Origin of the sequence: Exiguobacterium sp. Helios (assembly GCF_014524545.1) — a bacterium.
In the GTDB taxonomy this organism is placed as follows: domain Bacteria; phylum Bacillota; class Bacilli; order Exiguobacteriales; family Exiguobacteriaceae; genus Exiguobacterium_A.
This window is the reverse complement of record NZ_CP053557.1, coordinates 2,488,651-2,505,711: the sequence shown is the minus strand read 5'-3', so window position 1 is coordinate 2,505,711 and position 17,061 is coordinate 2,488,651. Positions and strand designations below refer to the sequence as shown.

The 17,061-nt window shown below is 44.9% G+C and carries 19 protein-coding genes; 13 read left to right on the top strand and 6 right to left on the bottom strand.

Annotated elements, in window-relative coordinates; translation table 11 throughout:
• Positions 1–53: 53 nt before the first annotated feature.
• A complete protein-coding gene (locus HNY42_RS13035; RefSeq protein WP_188004603.1) occupies positions 54–1,067 on the top strand; it encodes a PTS sugar transporter subunit IIC in 1,014 nt (337 codons plus the stop codon).
• A gap of 99 nt (positions 1,068–1,166) precedes the next feature.
• Here HNY42_RS13035 and HNY42_RS13030 read toward each other — a convergent pair whose 3' ends face one another.
• Positions 1,167–1,457 carry a hypothetical protein gene (locus tag HNY42_RS13030; protein WP_026827701.1) on the bottom strand — a complete coding sequence of 97 codons (291 nt, stop codon included), beginning with the start codon at positions 1,455–1,457 and terminating at the stop codon, positions 1,167–1,169.
• Positions 1,458–1,581: 124 nt separating this feature from the next.
• On the opposite strand from HNY42_RS13030, the gene HNY42_RS13025 reads away from it, so the two are divergent.
• From HNY42_RS13025 to HNY42_RS12995, 7 genes are all read left to right on the top strand, one after another.
• Complete coding sequence (locus HNY42_RS13025; protein WP_131972375.1) at positions 1,582–1,890, top strand: thioredoxin family protein; 309 nt, start codon at positions 1,582–1,584, stop codon at positions 1,888–1,890.
• Between the two features lie 54 nt (positions 1,891–1,944).
• Positions 1,945–2,742, top strand: coding sequence for a DUF1444 domain-containing protein (locus HNY42_RS13020; RefSeq protein ID WP_131972376.1), 798 nt, complete (start codon positions 1,945–1,947; stop codon positions 2,740–2,742).
• Between the two features lie 53 nt (positions 2,743–2,795).
• Positions 2,796–3,404 carry a YtpR family tRNA-binding protein gene (gene ytpR / locus HNY42_RS13015; protein WP_131972377.1) on the top strand — a complete coding sequence of 203 codons (609 nt, stop codon included), beginning with the start codon at positions 2,796–2,798 and terminating at the stop codon, positions 3,402–3,404.
• Between the two features lie 37 nt (positions 3,405–3,441).
• Positions 3,442–4,341 carry a hypothetical protein gene (locus HNY42_RS13010; protein ID WP_131972378.1) on the top strand — a complete coding sequence of 300 codons (900 nt, stop codon included), beginning with the start codon at positions 3,442–3,444 and terminating at the stop codon, positions 4,339–4,341.
• Positions 4,342–4,422: 81 nt separating this feature from the next.
• Positions 4,423–5,718 carry a UDP-N-acetylmuramate--L-alanine ligase gene (gene murC / locus HNY42_RS13005; protein WP_131502091.1) on the top strand — a complete coding sequence of 432 codons (1,296 nt, stop codon included), beginning with the start codon at positions 4,423–4,425 and terminating at the stop codon, positions 5,716–5,718.
• 171 nt (positions 5,719–5,889) lie between these two features.
• Complete coding sequence (locus tag HNY42_RS13000; RefSeq protein ID WP_026827707.1) at positions 5,890–6,405, top strand: DUF2179 domain-containing protein; 516 nt, start codon at positions 5,890–5,892, stop codon at positions 6,403–6,405.
• A 116-nt stretch (positions 6,406–6,521) separates the two neighbouring features.
• Positions 6,522–6,962, top strand: a complete 441-nt coding sequence (locus tag HNY42_RS12995) for a Dps family protein (protein ID WP_026827708.1) — start codon at positions 6,522–6,524, stop codon at positions 6,960–6,962.
• Between the two features lie 53 nt (positions 6,963–7,015).
• Here HNY42_RS12995 and HNY42_RS12990 read toward each other — a convergent pair whose 3' ends face one another.
• A complete protein-coding gene (locus tag HNY42_RS12990; protein ID WP_131502090.1) occupies positions 7,016–8,128 on the bottom strand; it encodes an aminopeptidase in 1,113 nt (370 codons plus the stop codon).
• 140 nt (positions 8,129–8,268) lie between these two features.
• Here HNY42_RS12990 and HNY42_RS12985 point away from each other — a divergent pair, with 140 nt between their 5' ends.
• The 4 genes from HNY42_RS12985 to ccpA all read left to right on the top strand — a co-directional run bounded on the left by HNY42_RS12985 (position 8,269) and on the right by ccpA (position 11,783).
• Positions 8,269–8,838 carry a DUF948 domain-containing protein gene (locus HNY42_RS12985; protein ID WP_114595229.1) on the top strand — a complete coding sequence of 190 codons (570 nt, stop codon included), beginning with the start codon at positions 8,269–8,271 and terminating at the stop codon, positions 8,836–8,838.
• Complete coding sequence (locus tag HNY42_RS12980) at positions 8,838–9,404, top strand: YtxH domain-containing protein (RefSeq protein WP_131972381.1); 567 nt, start codon at positions 8,838–8,840, stop codon at positions 9,402–9,404. Before HNY42_RS12985 ends, HNY42_RS12980 begins: the two co-directional genes overlap by 1 nt.
• 125 nt (positions 9,405–9,529) lie before the next feature.
• Positions 9,530–10,615, top strand: coding sequence for a bifunctional 3-deoxy-7-phosphoheptulonate synthase/chorismate mutase (locus HNY42_RS12975; RefSeq protein ID WP_131502087.1), 1,086 nt, complete (start codon positions 9,530–9,532; stop codon positions 10,613–10,615).
• Between the two features lie 157 nt (positions 10,616–10,772).
• Positions 10,773–11,783, top strand: coding sequence for a catabolite control protein A (gene ccpA / locus HNY42_RS12970; RefSeq protein WP_131502086.1), 1,011 nt, complete (start codon positions 10,773–10,775; stop codon positions 11,781–11,783).
• Between the two features lie 50 nt (positions 11,784–11,833).
• On the opposite strand, the gene HNY42_RS12965 is transcribed toward ccpA, so the two are convergent.
• From HNY42_RS12965 to HNY42_RS12950, 4 genes are all read right to left on the bottom strand, one after another.
• Positions 11,834–12,598 carry a FixH family protein gene (locus tag HNY42_RS12965; protein ID WP_188004602.1) on the bottom strand — a complete coding sequence of 255 codons (765 nt, stop codon included), beginning with the start codon at positions 12,596–12,598 and terminating at the stop codon, positions 11,834–11,836.
• Between the two features lie 106 nt (positions 12,599–12,704).
• On the bottom strand, positions 12,705–13,898 hold the full coding sequence (locus HNY42_RS12960; protein ID WP_131502084.1) for an acetoin utilization protein AcuC: 1,194 nt from the start codon (positions 13,896–13,898) through the stop codon (positions 12,705–12,707).
• Positions 13,895–14,527, bottom strand: coding sequence for an acetoin utilization AcuB family protein (locus tag HNY42_RS12955; protein ID WP_131502083.1), 633 nt, complete (start codon positions 14,525–14,527; stop codon positions 13,895–13,897). Before HNY42_RS12955 ends, HNY42_RS12960 begins: the two co-directional genes overlap by 4 nt.
• 11 nt (positions 14,528–14,538) lie before the next feature.
• A complete protein-coding gene (locus HNY42_RS12950) occupies positions 14,539–15,171 on the bottom strand; it encodes a GNAT family N-acetyltransferase (RefSeq protein WP_131502082.1) in 633 nt (210 codons plus the stop codon).
• 146 nt (positions 15,172–15,317) lie between these two features.
• Between HNY42_RS12950 and acsA the strand changes: the two genes are divergently transcribed.
• Positions 15,318–17,021, top strand: coding sequence for an acetate--CoA ligase (gene acsA / locus HNY42_RS12945; RefSeq protein WP_188004601.1), 1,704 nt, complete (start codon positions 15,318–15,320; stop codon positions 17,019–17,021).
• Positions 17,022–17,061: the final 40 nt, after the last annotated feature.

The following is a 17,061-nucleotide window of genomic DNA, read 5'->3' as shown; positions in this document are numbered from 1 at the left end:
TTTTTGGGGGTTTGTTATAATGAATCTGATTTCAAACAGAAGGAAGTGGCATCTTGTTAAAAAGAAAAGGGATTTTACTTAGTCCGAAAGTATATTTTATTACAGTGCTCAGCTATATGGCATTAGGGTTATTCAGTTCTTTGATTATGGGATTAATTTTAAAGACGATAGGTGAAGGATTGATTGCAAGAGGTATTGAAGCGGGAATGCTCGTTACGGTCGGAGAACAGGCAATCGCGCTGACGGGTCCGGCAATCGGAGTGGCTGTCGCGTTTGCACTTGAAGCGCCACCACTCGTTTTGTTTTCTGCCGTTGCTGTCGGTGCATTTGGTTATGAAGCAGGAGGCCCTGCCGGAAGTTATGTCGCAGCGGTCATTGCTACTGAAATCGGAAAATTGATTTCAAAGACGACGCGTCTTGATATCATCTTGACGCCATTGATCACGTTGCTCGTCGGTTTTGTAAGTGGTAAGTACGTCGGAGCTTGGATTGGAACATTGATGATCGATTTAGGAGAAGTCATCCGGTGGGGAACAGAAAGAGAACCCTTGATCATGGGGATTTTTGTCGCGACCGTCATGGGTCTCGCCTTAACAGCTCCGATTTCAAGTGCTGCCCTCGGTATCATGTTAGGTCTTGACGGACTGGCGGCCGGTGCTGCAACGATTGGCTGTGCGGCACAGATGATCGGATTTGGTGTCATCAGTTACAGGGATAACGGGATTGGCGGATTAATTGCCCAAGGAATCGGCACGTCGATGTTACAAGTGGGTAATATCATTCGAAATCCATGGACGATTGTCCCGCCGACACTGGCAGGAGCACTGCTCGCACCGTTCGCGACCGTCTTGTTGACACTCGAAAGTAATCCTGAAGGATCGGGTATGGGGACAAGCGGACTTGTCGGTCCGCTGATGATGTTAAAAACGATGGGATTTGAAGCGGAGTATTATTTAGCTGTCTTTGTTTTATGTTTCCTGGCACCAGCGCTGCTGAGTTATTTGATTTATCGGGCCCTTCATCGCATGGGACGGATTAAAGACGGAGATTTGAAAATCGAGTACTAATGAGAATATGCTTGTTCATTGGCTTTTTGAAAGAGGCAAAGAAAGAGAAACAGGCGGTGGATGCGCATCCACCGCCTGTTTCTCTTTACATACGTATACTTACAGGGAAAAACCAAACGAGCTGGAGTAAAAACTTGTGAAAAAGACATACAAGTACAATAGATAGAGCGGAATCAAGTAACGCATCCGAACGATTGGTAATTTTCTGGCGAGCCGTTTCCCGATGGCTTCGAGTAACATGATGATGGCGAATCCGACCACAAGAAAAATAAGAATTTGAGGCAGGCTACGCTCGGAATCGATGAACGAATATCCATATCGGAGACAACTTGTCATGCCGACAAAACCTACAAATCGTTCGAAAGGATGTTTAACAGGTTGATCAGTCATAATAATTTCCTTTCAGGACATTTTCTAGTTGCAGTATAGCAAACAGAGCGCCAAAACGCACAGAAACATTCGAATATGCTATGATGAACCCAATGAAAAAGCAAGTATTGAGGGAGTGTAACAGATGGAAAAATTAGAATCAAAAGAACAATTTGACCAAGCAAAAAAAGAAAAATCGATTTTCCTTTTCTCGGCGGATTGGTGCCCGGATTGCCGGTTTTTAGATCCGTTCATGCCGGAGATGGAACAGACGTTTAATGAATTCAATTTTTATTACGTCGATCGCGATCAGCACATTGAAATTGCCCAGGAAATGGACATCTTCGGAATCCCGAGTTTCGTCGCGTATCGTGAAAATGAAGAGACAGGCCGTTATGTCGGGAAAGAACGAAAAACACCTGAACAGGTTACAGCCTTTTTAGAAACAGTCTGAGACAAAAGCGAGTGCTGACTCGCTTTTTTTAATAGGAAAGGATGAAATGGATTCATGGAACTACAACAAATTCGTCGCCTTGTTACTGAGGCATTTGATACAACCCACTATACAACGTATTTCGATCGTGAAAAATCGGTGCTTCGCATCGAACGAAAAAAAGATCGTACAGGAGTCGATCTGGGATTAAATCCACTTGTAGCGAAAGCGAAGCGTCGCGGTGTCATCGCAGTCGAAGAGACAATCGAATACATCAAAGCCGTTTTGGAACAGACGGAACCGGTTTCTTTAATTGGTCATGAGCAACAAGTCTTTCCGGTCATTCGGGCAAAATCTTTTGCGGATGAAACGAAAGATGGTAAGAAAATCATCAGCACCCCCCATACCGGTGAAACGAAAATCATGTACGCGCTTGATTTAGGTGCCACGTACCGGTTGATTGACGAAGAATTGTTACATCAGGCAGGGTGGACGACCGAACATTTGTCAGAAGCAGCCCGCTTTAATTTAAAAACACTGGAAGCCCCCTTTAAAATGGACGAAGTAGCCGGGAACATCTTTTACTTCCTCAGTACGGGTGATGGATATGAAGCAAGTCGTGTCTTAAATAAACAATTATTGAGCGATTACGCTGAAAAAATGACAGGTGAGTTTGCTGTCGGGATTCCGCATCAGGATGTGCTGATTTTTGCCGATATCCGAAATGATGCAGGATACGATGTTTTACAACAATTGATGTTCGATTTCTTCACGAACGGACGGGTTCCGGTAACGGCGCTTCCGTTCATGTATGAAGAAGGTAAACTGGAACCTGTCTTCGTTCTTGCAAAAAACAAGCATCCGAAAAGTTGAATAATCTGCTACAATAGGCATTGTGAGAAAGTTTGAAGGGAGTCATGGATTGCATGAATGTTTTTTATAATAAAGAAGGTGTCGGGGACGTCCTGATGGTCATCTTGGCAGATGCACCACGCGCTGAAATCACTGCCGAAAGAAAAGGCGATGTAGCAACGATTTTCCATGGCGAAGACGTCATTGGCTATAACATCTTCGAAGCATCAAAGCAGTTTGAATTGAACGCTGTAGGACCGGTCGAATTGACACCGGAACTTGTTGAAACGGTTCAACGCGTACTAGGAGAAAACGGAGTCGATTTCGAAGCACGTGAAATTGATTATTCACCTAAATTCGTAGTCGGATTCGTAGCATCTGCTGAAAAACATCCAGATGCGGACAAGTTGTCGGTCTGTCAAGTAGAGGTGGATGGTCAGACATTGCAAATCGTCTGTGGAGCACCAAATGTTGCTGCCGGACAAAAAGTAGTGGTCGCTAAACCTGGCGCAGTCATGCCGTCCGGATTGATCATTCGTCCGTCCGCGTTACGTGGAGTGGCTTCGAGCGGAATGCTTTGTTCTGCACGGGAACTCGCATTGCCGGATGCACCGCAGGAAAAAGGAATTCTTGTCCTTGAGGATACGGCGAAAACGGGAGAAGCATTTTTAATCGGTCGATAATTCGGCCGATTTTTTAACAAGATGGAGGGGTGAGGGAATGAGCAATCGTTATGAACAGTCGTTAAAGGAACAGGCAGCACGAATTCGACGTGAATTAGCAGGCGAAAAAGAAACAAAACCCGTTGAACGGCCTAAAAAAGAAGAGCGTGAAGATCGTTTCGTGTTGACGGATGTTCCATCGCCTATTTACGGATTCCAACGACCTAGAAAGCAACGGTCGATCCAAGAGGAAATCCATTCTGACGAATCTGAAGTCGATGTTTCAAGTGTACAGGAAGAGGAAAAATCAGAAGAGTCGCTTGAACATGAGACATCAGAATTGAACGAAGAGTCGCGGATCGAGACGATGGAACAGACGGATCTAACCGAAGCGGATGCTGGCTTAGTACCGACGACAGATGCAGACATCCTCGTTCCAGAACCGACAATCGAAGAAAATTCTCCGTCAGATGTTTCGGAAGAACAAGTCGAAGCAGAAGTGACGACGGAAAGTTCTCTTCCTGCAGCAGACGATATTGTTGAAGTAAACGATACCGTTCAAGCGTTAGAAAATCCTGCTACAGAAGAAATGAGTAAAGAAGAGACGATGGAAGAATTAACCGAAGAGACTCCTGTGGAAGAAAAGTCTGAAATGACTTTGAAAGAGCACGCTGTTCACGGAGAAGATGCGGAACCTGTCCAGTTATCAACAGGTACTTTACACGTTGATCACAAAACGGAGGAACCGGTCACACAAGTAGAAGAACTGCCCTCTGCTGAAAACGATTTAGTCGCTGAAATCAAAGTAGAAAATAGTGGGGCAGAAAAGGTACCTACAGACCAGTCGGTTCAAATTAAAAAACCGGTCGGACCACCGGTAAACGTCGTGATGACGACGAAAGACTTGATGGCCATGTATCGTGCACGTCGGGAACAAAATAATTTAAATGGTAAATAATAAGTCGGTTTGCTATAATGGTACAGGTTTTGTACCCAAGCCCGATGGTACGGACCGGAACGTGAATTGGAGGGCTCATATATGACAAATTATCATTTTGTAGGGATTAAAGGGACAGGGATGAGTGCACTCGCCCAAGTACTGCATGAAATGAATCATCAAGTACAAGGTTCTGATATTGACAAGCATATTTTTACAGAAGATGCCTTGCGGGCAAAAGGAATTCCGTTTTTCCCGTTCAGTGCGGACAACATTAAAGAAAATCAAGTCATCATCCAAGGAAATGCTTTTGGAGATGATCATCCAGAAATTGCTCGGGCAAAGGAACTGGATTTAACGATTTATCATTATTATGATTTCTTAGGCTATTTAGCAGATGAGTACCGGTCTGTCGCCATTACCGGTTCGCATGGTAAAACATCGACGACCGGGTTACTGTCACATGTCTTGAGTGGAATTACACCAACGGCATTTTTGATTGGTGATGGAACGGGTGCCGGTGTAGAAGATGCGAAAGCATTTGTTTTTGAAGCGTGTGAATACAAACGCCACTTCCTGTATTACAAACCGGACTATGCCATCATGACGAATATTGACTTTGATCATTCCGATTACTTTACAGGCATTGATGACGTCGTATCTGCATTCCAGGAGATGGCGATGCAGGTCAAACAAGCAATCGTAGCTTGTGGAGATGACGAACATCTTCAAAACCTTCAGGCGAATGTTCCGATTCTGTATTACGGTTTTGGCGAAAATAATGATTTCCGTGCAGAAAATGCAACGTCGACTCCAGATGGAACATCGTTTGACGTATATCTCCGGGATGACTTCTACGGGACATTCCTGATTCCTGGATTTGGTCGCCACCATGTCTTGAATGCACTGTCTGTCATCGCAATCTGCCAGTATGAAGGATTGAACAAAGAAGAGGTAGCGGCGCGTCTGTCTACATTCGGCGGAGTGAAACGCCGTTTTAGTGAATCTAACTTCGGTTCGCAGATTCTTGTTGACGATTATGCACACCATCCGAAAGAAATCAGTGCGACGATTGAGTCTGCACGCAAGAAATATCCGGATCGTGAAGTCGTAGCGATTTTTCAACCGCATACGTATACTCGCTTGAAGTCATTCATGGATGATTTTGCGACATCGTTACGCGAGGCAGATGCCACATATCTGTGTGAAATCTTTGGATCGGCACGTGAGCAGGAAGGCCAGGTCCGGGTAGAAGACTTACAAGAAAAAGTGCCGGGCTCGGATATTTTGACACGGGACAATGTATCACTCTTAAGTAAACACGAAAATGCCGTATTGCTCTTTATGGGAGCAGGAGACATTCAAACGTATCAACACCAGTACGAAAACACGAAATAACATCCTGAGTAAGAACGGGCACTGACATTCATTTGTCAGTGTCTTTTTTGTCGGTTTCATGAAACAAAAAAAACTGAAGTGATTTTGAGGTAGGTTGTTGTAAATTTTTGATTGCATCTTGAATTAATTTTTGGAATAGTGGGGGTATGTTATTTAGAAAGGAAAGACGTCATGGGACAAATCTTACTCATCTTACTGTTACAGCTGATTTACGTACCTGTTTTGACATTACGTACCATCATGCTCGTCAAAGGAAGAACAATCATTGCAGGTGTGTTAGGAACGGTTGAAACGTTGATTTATATCTTTGCGCTCGGTATCGTATTCCGTGACTTGACGACAGTCGGAATGATTGTCTATGCGCTTGGATTCGGTCTTGGTATTCTGATTGGAGGATTCGTCGAACGGAAGCTGGCGATTGGATACAATATGATTCAAGTTCACACACAAGAGTTTCCGGCAGAATTGATTCAAGTTATCCGGGATAACGGATTCGGAGTCACACATTATCAAGGTCAGGGTCGTGATGGAATTCGTTATCGACTGGATGTACTGGCAGCCCGGACAAGAATGAAAGTATTGCGTAACCTGGTCGAGGAGTATGAACCGAAAGCGTTTCTTGTCGCTTTTGATTCGGTGGATTTCAAAGGCGGTTATATGCTCAAAGGATTGAAACGGTCTCAGTAAGAAATTTTTTTACTGCATGCTCGAAGAATCTCTCATGAAATCATGTTTAAGTTTTGTTATTTAAGGATAAAGATGAAATAGAACAAAACATAGTTTTATGAGAGGAGAAATCGATAATGATTAGTAATCATGCTAAGACGGCTTTAAATCAACAGGTGGCAAACTATGGTGTCCTGTTTGTAAAACTCCATAACTACCACTGGTACATTAAAGGTCCTGATTTCTTGACGTTACATGTAAAGCTTGAAGAATTATACACATGGGTTTCGGAACAGTACGATGTCGTGGCAGAACGTCTGTTGATGAACAACGGAATGCCTTCTGCAACACTGAAGGAATATTTGGAGCAAACGACGCTTGAAGAAGCTAAACCAGGCTTATCAGCAGATGAGATGGTCGAGTCGGTCATCAGTGACTTCCAACAGATTCGTAAGGAAATGCTGGATGCAATCGTCCATCTTGAATCGCAGGATGTGACGGTTGAAGACGATTTATTGGCACAAGCAAAAGAAATTGAAAAACAAATTTGGATGTTGCGTGCAACATTAAAAAAATAAGTCAAAAAAAACGGATGGCTGCATCCTCTATGGAATGAGCCGTCCGTTTTTCCTTACTTTAAGTTTTCAGGATTCAAGACATCGAGTTCAGGTAAGACGAATCGACCGTCTTTACGAATTAAGACATCATCAAACCAAATTTCTCCGCCACCGTAATCAGGACGTTGGATGTTCACGAGATCCCAATGGATGGATGAGTCATTTCCGTTGTACGCCTCGGCATATGCTTGACCGGGTGTAAAGTGGAAACTACCATCAATCTTTTCATCAAACAAGATATCCTTCATCGGATGTTGGATGAACGGATTAACACCGATTGCGAATTCGCCGACAAAACGTGCTCCGGCATCTGTATCAAATACTTGATTGATCCGTTCCGTATCGTTTGCTGTTGCTTCTACGATTTTACCGTCTTTAAATGTCAGTTTGACGTTCTCGAAGGTAAAGCCCTGGTAAGGGGAAGGCGTATTGTATGAAATCGTTCCGTTGATCGAATCTTTGACAGGCGCCGTAAAGACTTCTCCGTCCGGAATATTGGCATTGCCGGCACACTTGATGGCTGGAATGTCCTTGATTGAGAAAGTCAGGTCTGTTCCGGGACCGACGAGACGAACGCGATCAGTTTTATTCATCAAATCGACGAGGGGCGTCATGGCTTCACCCATCTTCGCGTAGTTAAGCGTACAGACATCGAAGTAAAAATCTTCGAAAGCTTCTGTCGACTGGTTCGCCAGTTGTGCCATTGAAGTCGTCGGGAAGCGTAACACGACCCATTTCGTGCCTTTGACACGATCTTCGGTATGCATTTTACCGAGCGTTTTACCGTACAGCTTCATTTTGTCAGACGGGACATCGGAAAGTTCATTGATATTGTCTCCGGCACGCAGACCGATATAAGCATCCATCGCCTGCATTTGTTTTTGTTCGATGTCTGCCATTAACTGAAGTTGTTCTTCCGACGCATTGCGGTACAATTTCCGTAACACACGGTTATCCTTTAAGAGGACGAATGGAAGACCACCGGCTTCATAAGCGGCATCAACGAGTGCTTCGACAAGTTCACGTTCGATTCCGAAATTCTCGATCAAGACTTTTTCACCAGGAGCAAGTGCTACTGAATAATTGATAAGATTCGTTGCGAGTTGTGTTAGGCGCGGGTCACGCATGAAAAGTTCCTCCTCAAAATGATGTATGTAGGTTTCATTTATCATTGTAACGGAAATAAACCATTTGGAGTAGCAGGAACAACTGCCCCGACGTCGAACTACCAACTAGACACTAGCAAAAGAAATTGGAGGCACGAACCATGGAAATTACATTAGGCGGAATTGCCGGACTGGTTGCTGCGATTGCATTCGTAGTACTCGTCATCTTCCTCGCACGCGTATTGAGCGCAGCAGGTAAGACACTTAACAACGTAGCGGATACGACAGCAGGGCTCGAGCGTCAATTAGACGGCATCATGATGGAGACGACAGCGTTGTTACACAAAACGAATCGTCTTGTCGATACGATTGAAGAAAAAACAGAATTGCTTGCACCGGTTGCGAACTCAATCGAAGAACTCGGAACATCGCTCAATAAAGTAACTGATTCAGTTCGGACTGTGTCTGACACGGTCGCAGGTGCTGCGGATACAAACAAAGAACAAATCGCACAAGCCGTCCGTTGGGGATCAGTCGCGGTGGAACTCTTTAAGAAAAATAAGCCTGAACCAGGCCAAGACGTGACTTCTTCGACAACAGCTACAACAACAGTCGAAAAGAAACCGCGTCGTCGCTTCCGTAAAAAAGCAGAAACACCGGTTACACCGGAAATCGTTTCTGTTCCGGATGTCGAAAGTATTCCAGATGAGTTGAAGGGAGATCGTTCATAATGACAAAACAACATCCATACCAAACACAAGATACTTCTAAAGGTGGCGGATTCCTTGCCGGCATCATCGTCGGTGGCCTAATCGGCGCAGCAGCCGCTTTATTATCAAGTCCGAAATCAGGCCGTGAAATGCGCGGAATGCTCGATGAGCGGACAGCGCCAGCACGCCAACGTTTAAACGAACAGACACAAGTCGTTCGCGAAAAAGCAGAACCACTCGTCGGCGAATGGATTCAATTAGCAAAAGATAAAGCAGCACCTGTCATTGAAAAAGCGAAAAAGAATCCGACGGTCCAGGAAGCGGCACAATATGCCGGTTTTGAAAAAGACCAATCGAGCATCGATGCTGCACTTGCAGAAGCGGAACAATTGGTCCGTGATATCGAACGAGAAATCGGTGACGAAGTGGACGGGGCTCCGGTAGCAGAACAACTTGATACTGAAACGGTTGCTGAGCTATCTGAATTACGTGAAGATCTCGAAGGAGAAGAGAACGAAGAAGATACAGAAGATGAGGACAATGATCCCCAGGCAAAGTTAAGTCATGAAAAACAACCTAAAAAATAAGCAACGTTTTAGCGTACTCACTGACTTTAAATAGTGAGTACGCTTTATTTATGTACAATTTCACAAGAGTTCGCTATAATTAGTTGCTATTACGAGCTATATGCTGATTAGGGAGTGGTAGAAGAATGGATCAACATGCAGAATTGAAACGTTTACGGGATGAACTTGATTTAGTAAACGCTGAGTTACTGGCGTTAATCAATAAACGAGGGGAAATAGCGGTTGAAATCGGTGAAGTCAAACGTGCCCAGGGAATCGATCGGTATGATCCGGTCCGTGAACGTCAGATGCTTGAATCGATTGCAGCGAGCAATCATGGTCCATTTGAAACAGGACGCCTACAGCACGTATTTAAAGAAATTTTCAAAGCTTCACTTGAACTTCAAGGGGAGGATCGGACACGGAAGTTGTTGGTCTCCCGAAAACAAAAACCGACGAATACGATCATTCGCATCGGGGATGATGTGATTGGTGACGGTTCCCAACAATTGATTGCAGGACCGTGTGCGGTCGAAAGTGAAGAACAGGTCTTTGAGGTGGCAGAACAACTGGCAAAGCATGGTGTACGCTTCATGCGTGGCGGTGCTTACAAACCGCGGACATCACCATATGATTTCCAAGGTCTTGGATTAGACGGATTAAAGATGTTGAAAAAAGCAGCTGATGCGCACGGTCTTCATGTCATTACTGAAATCATGACACCAAGCGCAGTTGAATCAGCTCTGCCTTACGTGGACATCATTCAAGTCGGTGCCCGCAACATGCAAAACTTCGACTTGTTGAAAGAAGTAGGGCGAACGAACAAGCCGGTTCTGTTGAAACGGGGTTTGTCTGCTACACTTGAAGAGTTCATGTACGCTGCGGAATACATCATGGCAAGCGGGAATGAACAGGTCATCTTATGCGAACGCGGAATTCGGACGTATGAACGGGCGACCCGCAATACACTCGATATCTCTGCCGTTCCGATTCTCAAACAAGAAACACATCTTCCGGTCATGGTCGATGTAACCCATTCGACGGGCCGTAAAGATTTACTTCTTCCGACTGCAAAAGCAGCGTATGCGATCGGAGCAGATGCTGTTATGGTAGAAGTCCATCCGTTTCCGGCGCTTGCGTTATCGGATGCAAACCAACAATTAGATTTTAATGAGTTCGATTCGTTCATCGAGAATCTGACTTCTACTTTTCCGGCACTAAACGTTCAATGATTTTCTAAAAAGACTGTTCTTTAGCGAATGAAAACGTTTTACAATGAGGGAAGAATGGGAAAAGAAAGTTATCTTTTCCTGTCTTCCTTTCGTGTTGCCTAAAAATGAAAACAAGAATGAAAACAAAAAGGTTGTCTAAAATAAGGAGGAATTTGTTTTGAACAGTAATATAACGATTTATGATGTCGCACGGGAAGCCGCGGTCTCCATGGCGACCGTCTCGCGTGTAGTGAATGGAAATCCGAATGTCAAACCGTCGACGCGGAAAAAAGTACAGGATGCCATCGACCAACTCGGCTACCGTCCGAACGCCGTCGCACGAGGTCTTGCCAGTAAGAAAACGACGACTGTCGGCGTCATCGTACCGGATATTTCAAATATCTTTTTTGCAGATTTAGCACGGGGAATTGAAGACGTTGCAACGATGTATAAGTACAATATCATCCTATGTAACTCAGACCAAAATCCTGAAAAAGAAATTCATTTGTTGAATACGTTACTTGGTAAACAAGTCGATGGAATCATCTTCATGGGTGGGCGCCTTCATGAAGATCTTGTCCGTGAATTTAAAACATCACCTGTTCCAATCGTATTGGCGGCTACTTTAAACCAAGATTATGATCTTCCGGCCGTTAATATTGATTACGAAAGTGCTGCACATGATGCTGTAAAATCTCTGATTGACAATGGTCATAAGCGGATTGGATTCATTACTGGACCACTTGAACAACAGATTAATGGAGAAAAGAAATTTGCCGGCTACCGGAGCGCGTTGGAAGAAGCCAATTTACCGTTTGATGAGCAAAATGTTGTCCTTGGAAACTACACGTACGATTCAGGCATGAAGGCGATGAACCAATTACTTGAACTTGGCGATGCTTGTCCACGTGCGATTTTTGCAGGGACAGATGAAATGGCGCTTGGTGTCATTCATGCTCTTCAAGACGCTGGTCATCAAGTTCCGGCAGACTTCGAAGTCATTGGTCATGATAACACGCGTCTTGCAACGATGATTCGTCCAAAACTGACGACGGTCGTTCAACCGATGTATGATATCGGAGCCGTTTCAATGCGTTTGTTGACGAAAATCCTCAACAAAGAAGAAATCGAGACAAACGATGTGACCTTACCACACCGAATCGAACAACGGGATTCTACCCGTTCTTGATCAAAAAAAAGTCTGTTCTTTTTCCAACCGGAAAAGAAACAGACTTTTTTTCATCGTTTAACGACTATCGTTTGGTCTTGGTGATGGTGTAATTGATCGTTCTCGACATGAAGTCGGACGATGGTCTCTCCTGGATGTGTCAACGAGACTTCACCTACGTATTGATCCGATTTTTTAGTGAGCGGCAGATACGTATGTTTTTCGACACCGGGTTCGATGACTTCAATTTGAACATCTGCCTTGAGTGGTGTGCCGTTTAGAAAGACATGAAAGGAGACGGGGAATTTTGCCCCGGCCTTCACTGTTTTAGCACCCATATAATGAACGGATAATCCTTCAACGGTAGCGTGTTTGTGTGTATGTTCAGTCGTGTTCTTTTTCGCGCCTTCGTGCGAGTGGTCCATGACGACGAATGAGATTTTATCCATATGGTGAAGTCCGTTTTTATCATTGATATGATAAAGTCCTTCGTATTCGCCTTCAGCAAGCTTGGCTTCGGCTTGATAAGTACCTGTCTTTTTCAATGCCGCTTTAAACTTTTGATGAACCGCTTCTTTTTCATCCGCTTTCCAGACTTCGAAAGCTACGTTTTCCAGATTAACAGCCTTTTTATTTTCAAGTGCTGTCGCTTGGAAAACCACTTTTTGATTTTCCATCGTCTTCGCCGGTACATCAACCTTAACGTCGACTGTTTTTTTTCCGGATCCTTGCATTGTATCGTGATCCATTGCTTGTTTGTCATTCGCGCATCCGGCAAGCAAAAGTCCTGCCGCGAAAAACATCCCCATGAAGCCTATTGTTTTTTTCTTCAACACGGATTCCCCCAATTTTCGTTTACTAAATAAAGTAATGAAAGCTTATTCAGTATAACAAGAACTTGTGAAATGCCCACGAAGTAATTGTGAAAAGAACAAGACATTTTTAATCATTTGAATAAGGGGAGGAGAACGATAAGTGTTCTTTTTTAGAATCATCGACGAACGGCCACAGTAATCGTTTAACGGTCTCCCAGTTTTTTTCTTCGATTTCCGGACGACGAGGAATCATCGGATACAGCGGAACAGGATCGGCCCATGTCACCGGAACATTCGGACTCTCTTTCTGCCATCGCTTAATCCATTCTTCCGGAAGATTCCCATGGAAGGGAGATTGATTCGTTAAAGCAGCAAATACTTGACTCCAGGCGCGAGGGACGACGCGGTACCAGTCGTAACCGCCACCACCTAAAGCTACAATCCGGCCGCCTGTGTACCGGTCAGCAGCCTCAACAGCGATTTGAGGAATCTGTTCGTAGCTCTCCATCGTTAACGACAGATGGGTCAACGGGTCAAGGGCATGTGCGTCGGCGCCATTTTGAGTAATGATCAAATCCGGCTTAAAGAGTTCACATGCTTCAAACAGGACAGTCCGGTAGGCATGTAAAAAAGAAGCGTCTTCCGTAAAGGCGTCAAAGGGAACGTTCCAGCTCCAACCATAACCTTCTTCTGCTCCACGCTCCGTCACCATTCCGGTTCCGGGAAATAAGTAACGTCCGGTTTCGTGAAGTGACAACGTCATGACATCCGCCCGGTTGTAAAACGCCCATTGAACACCATCGCCGTGATGGGCATCGGTATCGACATATAAAATCCGGCAATCGTATTTTTGAATCATGGCTGCCATCGCGACGGCAGTGTCGTTGTAGATACAAAAACCGGAAGCCCGTCCGCGAAAGCCGTGATGCAGACCTCCTCCGATATGGAATGTCCGCCGGTATTGACCGGACAGGACAAGCTCGCATGCTTCAATCGTTCCGCCGACGAGCAAGGCTGCACTTTCATGCATCTGGTCAAAAAGAGGGGTGTCTTCGGTTCCTAATCCGTACATTTGCGCCTTCATCGGAGAAAGTTCGCCGTGTCCTGCGAGTTTCACCGCCTGTATGTAATCCGGATCGTGAATCAACGATAATTCCTCGTCTGTTGCCGGACGGGGGACGATGCAGTCGATATTCTCGAGGGCGCCGGTTGCTTCCAATAAGGACAGGGTTAATTCGAGTCGAATCGGATTAAACGGATGGGAGTCGGAGAAGCGGTAGGCAGCCTCTTCTTTGCTGTATACATAAGCAAACTCTTTCATCGGCTCATATCAGGACCAACCACATCAAATCCTTCCTTTCGTAATTTTTCGATGACGCGAATCGGGTTCATCGTTTGGACACGAAAAGCAACGATCCGAACGTATGGATCATCTGTCGGATAGACTAAGACGTTTAAAATATTGACGTTTGTTTTCGCCAGGAGTCCAGCGATTTTAGCGAGTGTTCCTGCCGTGTTTTCGACACGGACTTCGATTTGTGAACTCGGTTCTAGTGCACCGGTTAATTGGACGAAGGTCCGGAGCAAATCCGTTTCTGTTATTAAACCGACTAAGCGACGTCCCCGAACAATCGGAAGACAGGAGAGGCGATGTTCATAAAATAAGACAGCCGCATCTTCGATGAAATCAAGAGGGTGAGCCGTGATTGGTATTCGTTGCATGATGCTTGATACCGCATTTTGTTGATCCTTTAAAAAAGTTTCCGGGTGAAACACACTGCTGGCACTTTGTATCTCCTGCAGACCAATTAAGCCTAACAGTTCCTGTCGGGCATTTATCACAGGCAAATGCCGAATTTGGTGACGGCGCATCAACTCGGCGGCGTGAGCAATCGAGTTTGTAGGTTGAATCGTAATACAATGTGTCTTCATGATTTGTTCGATTAACATGCGAGCCCTCCTTAATCGTACATGAAGCGACGACGGAGCCGTAATGCATCAAAATGCGCGACGACTTCAGGTGCGACATGTTTACCGATTCGTGCCATCAAACAGTTGGCAGGGTGCGAGGCGATTTCTGGATCATCCGTCGGGAAAAAGACCAACCCACCGTGGTTCATCATTTTTTCCATGATTTTACGGTAATCCCAAACAGACAAACCACTTCCTTTTAAATCCCAGTGCCAATAATATTCTGTCGTTAAAATTAAATATTGTTCCATCGCTGGATCAAGCATCGAAACTTCTAAGAGTTTTTTTCCGATTTGTTGTCCCCGGAAGCGGGCCGCTACTTCGATGGCACCGAGTTCCAATATATACGGATTATTCCCCTCGCTCCATGTCTCATAAGGATCGGGATACAGAAACGTTACATAGCCAATGATGTCATTTCCTTGTCGGGCGATGATGATACGTCCTTCTTCCAAAGCGGCGATTTCAACGAGTGCTTCATGCTGTTCCGCAGGTTGTCGAAAAGCTGTTAGGCCTGGATCAAGTGTATAAGCAGCAAGTACCTGGCTTGTGACTGGTCCTTCGATTTCTACTGGACCAAGCGATGTTTCATGAGTACGATGATTGAATTGTTTTTCAAACATGTAAGCGTCACCACCTTCCTGTTCATTATAATCGAAAGCAGAGAAAGAAAGAGAGGGATTTTTTAACAAATTGACGGCAAATTGATTGAACTACAGGCTAACTAGCTTATAATGTAGGAGAGAACAGCGAAGGGGAGGAACGAGACATGAAAGTTTTGAAAGCGCTTCCGGGGAAGCATTGGTTATCCGAATATGATGGTTCAGATTCATACGATTGGCAAGAAGCGGAACAATATTTTTCGTGGTCGACGACGGGGAAAGTCAACATGGCCTACGAAGCAATCGATCGTCATGCAGAAGGTGAACGTGCCAATAAGACGGCGCTGATTTATTTTGACGGGACAACGGAACAAACGTTTACGTATGCTGATATGAAACGAATGACAAATAAAGCGGCCAACGTCTTAAAAGATGCGGGTATCGAAGCTGGAGATCGGATTTTCATTTTCATGCCACGTTCGCCGGAATTGTATTTTGCTTTACTCGGTGCGTTGAAAGTCGGTGCGATCGTCGGCCCGTTATTTGAAGCTTTCATGGAACAAGCAGTCCGGGATCGCTTGTTGGATTCGGAAGCAAAAATGTTGATTACGACAAAAGCATTATTACCACGCGTCCCTGTTGATGAACTGACATCACTCGAACAGATTCTCTTAGTTGATGAAGACGTAGAGGAAGATGATAAAATCAAGGATTTCCGACAAGCGTTCAATCAAGCATCGGAATCATTTGAACCGGTCTGGTTAGACCGGGAAGATGGTTTAATCCTTCATTATACATCGGGCTCGACCGGTAAACCGAAAGGCGTCTTACATGTTCAGAACGCAATGATTCAACATATGATGACAGGACGTTGGGTCCTCGACTTACAAGAAGAAGATGTTTATTGGTGTACAGCTGATCCAGGTTGGGTCACAGGAACAAGCTACGGTATCTTTGCACCTTTTTTGAACGGTGCGACGAATGTTGTCGTTGGCGGTCGATTTAATCCTGACTTCTGGTACAGTGTCATCGAGAAATATAAAGTGACTGTGTGGTACAGTGCACCAACAGCTTTCCGGATGTTGATGGGTGCTGGGGCGGAAATTGCAAATACACATGATCTGTCCAGTTTACGGCATGTCCTTTCGGTCGGAGAACCACTTAACCCGGAAGTCATCCGGTGGGGAAAAGAAGCTTTCGATCAACGCATTCACGATACATGGTGGATGACGGAGACGGGTGCTATGATGATCTGTAACTACAAATCAATGGATATCAAACCAGGATCGATGGGGAAACCGATTCCGGGAACGCAAGCAGCGATTGTAGATGATCAAGGAAACGAGTTGCCTCCTTTCCGGATGGGGAATTTAGCGTTAAAAACACCATGGCCTTCGATGATGCGTCAAATTTGGAACAATCCACAAAAATACGAGTCGTATTTCTTCAAAGGATGGTATGTATCAGGTGATTCGGCCTATATGGACGATGAAGGCTACTTCTGGTTCCAAGGTCGTGTCGATGATGTGATCATGACTGCCGGAGAACGTGTTGGACCATTCGAAGTAGAAAGTCGCTTGGTTGAGCATCCGGCTGTTGCAGAAGCGGGTGTCATCGGGAAACCGGATCCGGTTCGTGGTGAAATCATCAAAGCTTTCATTTCGCTAAGAGATGGATATGAGCCGACAGAAGAACTTAAACAAGAAATCCAAAAATTCGTTAAAGAGGGGCTGGCAGCCCACGCGGCTCCTCGCGAAATCGACTTCCGCGATAAACTGCCTAAAACACGCAGCGGTAAAATCATGCGCCGTGTCTTAAAGGCTTGGGAATTGAATCTTGAAACAGGAGATCTTTCGACGATGGAAGACTAAGTTTATCTTATAAAAACAGACCACTTATTTCCGGAGAAAG

What these genes read in the sequence shown, in the direction of transcription:
- HNY42_RS13030 (WP_026827701.1), bottom strand. Translation starts at nt 1,457, where the DNA reads ATGACTGATCAACCTGTTAAACATCCTTTCGAACGATTTGTAGGTTTT.
- HNY42_RS13025 (WP_131972375.1), top strand. Translation starts at nt 1,582, where the DNA reads ATGGAAAAATTAGAATCAAAAGAACAATTTGACCAAGCAAAAAAAGAA.
- HNY42_RS13020 (WP_131972376.1), top strand. Translation starts at nt 1,945, where the DNA reads ATGGAACTACAACAAATTCGTCGCCTTGTTACTGAGGCATTTGATACA.
- ytpR (WP_131972377.1), top strand. Translation starts at nt 2,796, where the DNA reads ATGAATGTTTTTTATAATAAAGAAGGTGTCGGGGACGTCCTGATGGTC.
- HNY42_RS13010 (WP_131972378.1), top strand. Translation starts at nt 3,442, where the DNA reads ATGAGCAATCGTTATGAACAGTCGTTAAAGGAACAGGCAGCACGAATT.
- murC (WP_131502091.1), top strand. Translation starts at nt 4,423, where the DNA reads ATGACAAATTATCATTTTGTAGGGATTAAAGGGACAGGGATGAGTGCA.
- HNY42_RS13000 (WP_026827707.1), top strand. Translation starts at nt 5,890, where the DNA reads ATGGGACAAATCTTACTCATCTTACTGTTACAGCTGATTTACGTACCT.
- HNY42_RS12995 (WP_026827708.1), top strand. Translation starts at nt 6,522, where the DNA reads ATGATTAGTAATCATGCTAAGACGGCTTTAAATCAACAGGTGGCAAAC.
- HNY42_RS12990 (WP_131502090.1), bottom strand. Translation starts at nt 8,128, where the DNA reads ATGCGTGACCCGCGCCTAACACAACTCGCAACGAATCTTATCAATTAT.
- HNY42_RS12985 (WP_114595229.1), top strand. Translation starts at nt 8,269, where the DNA reads ATGGAAATTACATTAGGCGGAATTGCCGGACTGGTTGCTGCGATTGCA.
- HNY42_RS12980 (WP_131972381.1), top strand. Translation starts at nt 8,838, where the DNA reads ATGACAAAACAACATCCATACCAAACACAAGATACTTCTAAAGGTGGC.
- HNY42_RS12975 (WP_131502087.1), top strand. Translation starts at nt 9,530, where the DNA reads ATGGATCAACATGCAGAATTGAAACGTTTACGGGATGAACTTGATTTA.
- HNY42_RS12960 (WP_131502084.1), bottom strand. Translation starts at nt 13,898, where the DNA reads ATGAAAGAGTTTGCTTATGTATACAGCAAAGAAGAGGCTGCCTACCGC.
- HNY42_RS12955 (WP_131502083.1), bottom strand. Translation starts at nt 14,527, where the DNA reads ATGTTAATCGAACAAATCATGAAGACACATTGTATTACGATTCAACCT.
- HNY42_RS12950 (WP_131502082.1), bottom strand. Translation starts at nt 15,171, where the DNA reads ATGTTTGAAAAACAATTCAATCATCGTACTCATGAAACATCGCTTGGT.
- acsA (WP_188004601.1), top strand. Translation starts at nt 15,318, where the DNA reads ATGAAAGTTTTGAAAGCGCTTCCGGGGAAGCATTGGTTATCCGAATAT.